Annotated in this window: 5 protein-coding genes; 3 read left to right on the top strand and 2 right to left on the bottom strand. The window is 59.4% G+C overall.

The window, feature by feature from the left end:
* Positions 1 to 1,351: radical SAM protein (locus AC2FNN_RS20745; protein ID WP_496760318.1), on the top strand; the 1,351-nt coding region annotated here is incomplete at its 5' end.
* Positions 1,352 to 1,370: 19 nt separating this feature from the next.
* Here the strand turns inward: AC2FNN_RS20745 and AC2FNN_RS20750 are convergent.
* A complete protein-coding gene (locus tag AC2FNN_RS20750; RefSeq protein WP_496760320.1) occupies positions 1,371 to 3,413 on the bottom strand; it encodes a hypothetical protein in 2,043 nt (680 codons plus the stop codon).
* The gene (locus tag AC2FNN_RS20755) at positions 3,410 to 4,417 is read right to left on the bottom strand and encodes a glycosyltransferase (RefSeq protein WP_496760322.1); all 1,008 of its coding nucleotides are present in this window, start codon (positions 4,415 to 4,417) and stop codon (positions 3,410 to 3,412) included. The genes AC2FNN_RS20750 and AC2FNN_RS20755 overlap by 4 nt, the downstream gene beginning before the upstream one ends.
* A 222-nt stretch (positions 4,418 to 4,639) precedes the next feature.
* On the opposite strand from AC2FNN_RS20755, the gene AC2FNN_RS20760 reads away from it, so the two are divergent.
* Positions 4,640 to 6,145: a PepSY-associated TM helix domain-containing protein gene (locus AC2FNN_RS20760; protein WP_496760323.1), complete on the top strand. Its 1,506-nt coding sequence runs from the start codon at positions 4,640 to 4,642 to the stop codon at positions 6,143 to 6,145.
* Complete coding sequence (locus AC2FNN_RS20765) at positions 6,139 to 7,323, top strand: glycosyltransferase family 4 protein (RefSeq protein WP_496760325.1); 1,185 nt, start codon at positions 6,139 to 6,141, stop codon at positions 7,321 to 7,323. The genes AC2FNN_RS20760 and AC2FNN_RS20765 overlap by 7 nt, the downstream gene beginning before the upstream one ends.
* Positions 7,324 to 7,364 lie beyond the last annotated feature (41 nt).

Below are 7,364 nucleotides of genomic sequence, written 5' to 3' on the forward strand. Positions count from 1 at the left end.
GTTTGAACGCACCAAGGCCGATCTGGATTACATCGTGGCCCGCATCAACCATGCCAGCCCGCTGTGCTTTGCGGACGACAATTTCGGCATGTACGTGCAGGACGAAGAGGTGGCCGATTACCTGGGCCATCTGATGGAACGGTACGACTGGCCGAAATACATCCGCACCACCACGGGCAAGAACCGCGGCGACCGGATCATCAAGGTGATGCGCAAGGCCAAGGGCCGGTTGCCGATGACCTCGTCGGTTCAGTCTCTGAATCCGGAAGTTCTGAAGAACATCAAACGCGACAATATCAGCCTGGACACCTATGCCGAGGTACAGCAGGAGCTGCATTCAAAGGGCATGCAATCCTATGGCGAGCTGATCCTGTGCATGCCCGGTGAAACCCGGGAATCCTTCATGGATGCCGTCGATCAGCTGATCGAAACCGGCGTCAGCCGGGTCGCGGCGCACCAGTTGATGCTGCTGCACGGCGCACCGCTGGCCAACCCCGACAGCCGCGAGAAATTCGGCTTCAAAACCCTCCATCGCGTGGTTGCCCGATGCCTGGGCAAATATACCGGCCCAACCGTGGTCGAGACCGAGGAAATGGTGGTCCAGTCCGAGAATTTCTCGTTCCAGGATTATCTGGACACCCGTGTTTTCCATCTGCTGCTGACGATCTTCTATTACGAAGACAATTTCGAAGAAGCCTTCCGGCTGGCGCGGTCCCGTGGCATCCGGCCCTTCCTGATCGTCAAGCATATGCAGGACATTCTCGATCAGGCCCCCAAACCCTTCCGGGATGCGGTGGCCGGTTATCTGGAGGAAAACCAGCAGGAGCTGTTTGAAACCCGCGCCGATTGCGTCGCCTGGGCGCAGGAAAATTATGATGATCTGATCAGCGGCGAGTTGGGGGGCAATCTGCTCAGCAAATATTCGATGATTGGCCGGTTCATCGTGCTGGACGAAGCACTTGATTTCCTGAAACGGGCCATCAGCGACCTTCTGGACAAGGACGACCACGAAGCGCACGAGATGCTCGACACGATCATCAATTACTACAGCGCGGTGATGCTGCATGTGCCCTTCTCGGAAACCCTGGAACACGAACCCGTCTGGAGCTCGTCTTTCGATGTCGAGGCCTGGAGGAATTCGGGATATCAGGGCGTGCTGCAGGATTACCAGTTCGATGCCCCCCGCGAGTTCCAGACCCAGGTCGATCAAAGGGTGAAAACCACCTTGCTGTCACGGATCGAAACCTTCGGCGAACATGCCTCGGGGCTCGGCCGGTTTACCCGGACGATGTTCGCCAATGATTTCCGGCGCAACTTCGTGTCAGGCGAAAGCCAACACGCAGCCGAATAGGTCTGGCTTTGGGCTGGGCCTATTCGCCATCCCCCAGATAGACAACGTCGCGGCCCGGGAAGGCCGCGATGATGTCTGCGTTCTGCTCGGGGCCCATATCGCGCAGGAAAATCGGTTTGCCCTCGGGCAGGAACGGATCGTTGAGATAGAGCGCAGACCCGATATCGCCCTGTGTCGAGACAAAGACCAGAGCGTTTCCAAGCCCGGCAGCCTGCCGTCTTATGTCGCCGGTATAGCCACCATACCCATTGTATTTCGACACCCCCCGCCATGGGGTGAAACTGACAACAGACACCACACACAGCAACAGGATGACGCATTGCAGGCGGCCACGATGCCGTTCGGGCAACCGGTCCCGGATGGTCTCGATCCCGGCCGCCGCCAAAGCCAGCGCCGGCAACAAAGCCGTATGCCAGTAGCGCGGCCCAAGATAGAACGTGCCCGTAAACCAGTAAAAAAACAGGGCCCCCACAAGGATCGCGAACACCACCAGCATGGCCCGGTCGAACCCGGTCAGCTTTCTGCCCCATATGAACGCAATCCAGACCGGAACCAGGGACCCGAATGTCCAGCCCAGAAGTTCGTAATTGAGCGCGGCAAAACCATTGATCAGATTCAGCAGACCCTCGGCCGGACTGTGCCCGACCCAGATGTCGAGCGCGCCCCAGCTCTCGGCCGGTGGCCCTACATTGGGACCAAACCCATAGGCATTCTGCGTGTCGGGCCATAACCGGCTCAGGTAATCCGCTTGCGGGGTCAGCAGCGCGTCTCCGGTGATCATCAGGTTGAGCAGCAAAAAGACGCCTCCTGACAGAACACCGCCCAAGGCACAGGCGACCACCTGTCCGATCCCCCCCGGCAGGCGCCGCAGCAACCACAGGCCGGTCAAAACGCTTATGATCAACCCATCAAGCTGTCGGGTGACAAAGGCCCAGCCCAAAGCCAGACCTGCAACAAGCGCAAGCAAGACATCCCTGCGCGTTGATCCCTCTCCGGCTCTGAGCAGACACCACCACCCTAGCAGCACCATCACCAATGTCGTGGAATGTGCCATCAGCGTGCCCCCGACGGCGAGCACCCAGGGCGACGTGGCCATCAGCAACGCCACCAGATCGGCCCGTTCGCGACTGACGGCACGGCACACGATGCCATGCGCCAGCCAGACAGAGATCCCGGTCAGCACGGGGTTGACCAGCCAGGGCACCCCGGCCAGCACGCCCAGGCTCAGCACGATGGCCCAACCCTGTGCCGGCACGCCGATCCACTGATCGCCGCGAATGTCGAACAGATAGTATTCCAATGCGGGCTGCGCCGCTGCGGGGGGGGCCGGGCTTCCGAGGACGCCCGCAGCAAAGGTGCGCGCCTGAAACAGATATGCCACCTCATCCTCGACATGAGGCACGCGGTCGAACGCCGCCCAGGCAAGGACGGCACTGGCCAGCGTTGCAAAGACCGCCAGGGCCGGAACCGGGATACGTGGCGCCCGGTCAGGCCCGGCAACTGTGAAAACGGCGACCAGCGTCGCCATCTGCACAAGGTTCAGTGCACCGCCGATCCCGATCTGCAAACCGAAGGCCAGATAGTACCCGTAGGCCACGTATGGCGTCGCAGAAACGCAAAAGGCCGCGGCCAGCCCCAGCAAAAGGATCAGCCGCCACCGTCCTGCTTCTGCCATCAGGCCCGTTATGGCCGCCCTTCCCTGCGGTCGCACAAGCACAAAGCCCGTCAACACCGTCTGCCCCGCCAGTATCGCCAGCATGATCAGGTTTTCAGGAGGGTTCGCGGAAATCTCGAGCCGTGGAAACCAAAGGGGCTGGGTCAACCACAACCGGGCCGCACTGCCCAAAAGCAGCGCCGCGCCAAGCAAGCCAAAAAGAAACTGGCCACGCTGCCGGAAAACACCCCCCACAAGCAACGCAGCAATCACCACGGCCGCATACCAAAGGCGCAGTTCCGCCAATGTGGCATTGCTGCCCGCGAGGTCCGCAGCCCAGACCGGGCTGCCGCATAAGGCCATCGACCCGGCAAAGAGCCACATCACCCGACCTGAACGCATATTCATGCCATATGCTCGTCTTTGACAATCGCCGGGTCCCGTGCGGGACCTTCGATATTGATGCGTTCCTGTTCAGTGACGATCGGACCGCCCCGCACCTGATTGTGGATCGAGGTTATGTATTCCCCCAACATGCCGATAAACAGCATCTGGATGCCTGACAGGAAGAACAGCGCGACGATGATTGTCGTGGTTCCCCGTGGAGCCAAATCCGGATTGAAGAAATAGAACACCACTGAAATGAGGGAAAACAGAATACAGCTGATGGCAATCACCAGACCACTCAGCGTGCAGAACCGCATGGGGGCACGTGTGAAAGAGAAGATCGCATTCAGCGCCTGATCGGTCAGCGCCATCAGATTGTGCTTGGAAACACCTCTTTTGCGGGCCCGCCAGACATACGGAACGATGATGCGGCGAAACCCGCAACTGGCGATGATGCCGCGGATATAGGGGTAGTGGTCGTTATGCGACAGCACCGCATTGAGCACTTTGCGGTCAATAAGCTGGAACTCACCCACTGATGGCTCCAGCCAGACATCGGACAGCCGGTTGACGATCGTATAGAAGATGCCGCGCGCCACGCGCATCACGATCCCCTCTTCGCGGGTGGTGCGGGCACCGGCCACCACATCGTAACCGCTTTCCCATAACTGCACGAATTCCGGGATCATGTCCGGCGGGTCCTGAAGATCCACCGGCAGGATGACGACCACGGCATCCCCTTCGGCATAACGCAACCCGTTGAAGGCGGATCGGAACACTCCAAAGTTGCGGGCGTTTACGACAACTTTCACATTCTGATCTTTTTCAGCGATCTCTCGCAGGATCTCGACAGTCCGGTCGGAGGATGCATTGTCGACAAAGATATGCTCGCACCTGTAGCCTGGCAGCTTTTCCTCAAAAATCGCTTTTACGGTTTCATAGCAATTCGCCACATTGTCTTCTTCGTTGTAGCAAGGCGAAACAATGGAAATTGTTTTGTGATTTTGTTCTAAATCTGAAGACACCAATTACCCAACCTCCAAGTTGGAAACGATTGTATCACCCGGTGCTGTATCGGATTCGCACATCGCCCAAAGTACAGGAATATTTTGCAATAACGTGCGCGCACCGCCACATCTTTTGCCGATTTCACGCATTCACAACAGTCAGTTTTCTCCGACCCCTTGTTTCTTGAACATCAGTTTCATTTAGTGTGCCGGTAAATTTATCAGTTGTCAGCGTTCCAGATGAACCGAACCTTTCGAAACCGGCTATTTTCCCTGCACACCCGGCTGGGATTGCACCTGTCGATCTTCTTCGCCTTTATGTTCCTGACGGGGGCAGTGCTTGTCATCGGCATCGAGGTTGAATCCATTGGCCGGCCAAAAATCTGGACCACCATTGCCAAAGAAGACCGGACGGCCAGTTTTGCGGACATCTATGACGGCATTAAAGCCACCCATCCCGAAAGCGATATATTTGTCATCGAGAAATACCCCGCCCCGTGGTTCGCAGATCGAACCTTCGGACGAACCGGCTGGGGCGAAAACATCAGTTTCTGGACTGACCCGGTGACCGGGGCAGTCGTTTACGAAACGAGGGATGGCGGGTTTCGCGACATCCTGCGCGATCTGCATGATACGTTCCTGACCACCAAACGCCCCATCTTCATCCTGATCTCGGCAACATCTGTTCTGCTGCTGTATCAGATCGTCAGCGGGCTGATTACCTACCGACGTTTCTGGAAAGGGTTTTTCCGCTGGCCCAAACGCTCGGGAGGATTCAGATCCTGGGCCGGGGCCACGCACCGCCTGACGGCCCTTTGGGCAGCGCCGCTTCTGATCCTGATTGCAATCACCAGCTTTTATTTCATGCTCGGCGGTCTGGGGATCGAAGGCACAACCCCAAAACCTCAGCCCACTTCCCCCCGTGACACCGCCCTGCCTATCGGCTTCAGTTCCGACACCCTTGAACAGGCCGAGGCAAACGCTGTTGCCGCCTTGCCGGGCCTGGAGCCGCTTGTCGTGGTGCTGCCGGGAGATCCGGCTGGCACTTTTGCCTTTGAAGGCCCCGTGGTCGGTTTTGCGAAGACGAGCGGATGGGGCAGCGTATCGGTTGATCCAGTGACCCTTGAGGTGCTCGGCGCGTTCACCCCGGATGATACCCGCGGCTTCGCACGCTGGAAGGCATTGATGAACACATTGCATTTCGGCACCTGGGGTGGTGCGTTCTCATTGGGTCTCTGGGTTCTGTCAGGCCTTGTGGCCACCGGCGTTGCCCTGACGGGCGCCTTGATCTTTGCGGCCCGGCTGGCTCCTGAGGCCGCACAATACGGCCCGCTCCGGCGCATCTGGCGTGGATTGGGGCTGTCCCGCTGGATCTATCTGTTGATCGTTCTGGGTATCCTGCTGACCGCGCATCAGCGCTTTGGGCCGGGCAGCTACCCGAGAGCTGGGGTCTTCCCGACCGACGCACCTGCTGCGATGGCCTATCTGATCCTGCCCGCACCTCTGCGCCGCGATACCCCGCTTGATATCGAAATGCTGGTTGGGGAACCCGGCATCACTGCGGCGTCCATAGCAACAGATGGGGGGGCAGAGCAGCCCGTCGAACTGGTGCGGAACGGCGAAAAGGCGCAGGCATTTTTTCGCATCACCCCCAATGACACGGCCAACCGGATCACAGCCCGCCTGACAAAATCCGACGGCACTGAAAAAACCGTCACGTTCCGACTGGGGCAACCGATATGGTAAACGAAACAACACTTCCTCTGACGAATGAGAAGGCGTTTCAGGAACGGCTCAGCATCCTGCAAATGTGCTCGTTTTTCACATTCGGAGGCGGCATTCAGCGCCACATTACCGATCTGGGCGGGTCCCTGATGGCGCATGGGCACAAGGTGATCAAGGCTGGTGCCCCCGGCGAGCTTGGCGAGACCGCGGATGGCAGTGTCTTTGTACCTTTGCAACTTGACCGGGTCAGCGACCACAGTGCGAATGGCAAACTCAACCCGGCCCTCAGAATGTACTGGCTGGTACGCTCGGCCCTGACCCTGCGCCGGGCGCTCAAGGACCATAAGGTCGATATCATCCATGCGCATGAAACCGCCCCGCTTCTGACGGCTCGTCTGGCCAGTCTGGGAATGGGAATTCCCATTGTGATGACCTATCACGGCTCGTCGCCCGACCGTCTCAACGCGGTGGCCCGCGCCTGCCGACAGCAAGCCGATCTGGCGATCTGCCCCAGCGAAACCGTCATGCAATCCCTGCTGGAACGCCAGGTCGACCCCGACAAGGCGCGGGTGATGCTTTTGGGGGTACGTCCCAACCCGCCCGCCGATCCGGCAGCTGCGGATGCCCTGCGGCGCGAACTGTTGGGCGCAGATGGCACACATCTGGTTCTGTCCTTGTCCCGTCTGGATCACCAGAAGGGCCTCGACGCGATGATCGAAGTGGCCCGGCGTGTGCGGCAGGACCTGCCCGGTCTGCGGATCGTCGTCGGGGGCGAGGGCGTGCTGCGCGGCCAGGTCGAAGCCTGGGCCGAACAGGCCGGCGTTTCCGACATCATCCGTTTCCCCGGAGTGATCTCGGATGTCTCCACCCATCTCGCGGCCTCTGATCTTTATATGCTGACCTCCCGGTGGGAGGCCCTGCCGATTTCAATTGTCGAAGCGTTCCGCGCCGGGCTGCCGGTGATCGCCACCGATTGCGGCGGTGTGCGTGAATTGGTGGATGGCGATGTCGGACGCCTGTGTGCGGTCGATGATCTTGATGCCCTGTCTCAGGCGCTGCGCGATCTTTGCACCGACCGCGCCGAATATGACCGGCTAAGCACCAATGCCACGGCGCGCGGTGCAGAAGACAGGTTCTCGCCAGCCCATGTGCATAGCGGGTTTGAAAAGCTGTATCGGCAACTGGCCGGGCAGGGATAACCCCCGGTCAGTCCGCCGCGCCGTTCTCGAAAGCACCAGCT

Source organism: Ruegeria sp. BHSA118 (assembly GCF_059613405.1).

Bases quoted from the DNA above. Each gene is read 5' to 3' on its own strand.
- AC2FNN_RS20760 (WP_496760323.1), top strand. From the start codon at position 4,640: ATGAACCGAACCTTTCGAAACCGGCTATTTTCCCTGCACACCCGGCTG.
- AC2FNN_RS20765 (WP_496760325.1), top strand. From the start codon at position 6,139: ATGGTAAACGAAACAACACTTCCTCTGACGAATGAGAAGGCGTTTCAG.
- AC2FNN_RS20750 (WP_496760320.1), bottom strand. From the start codon at position 3,413: ATGAATATGCGTTCAGGTCGGGTGATGTGGCTCTTTGCCGGGTCGATG.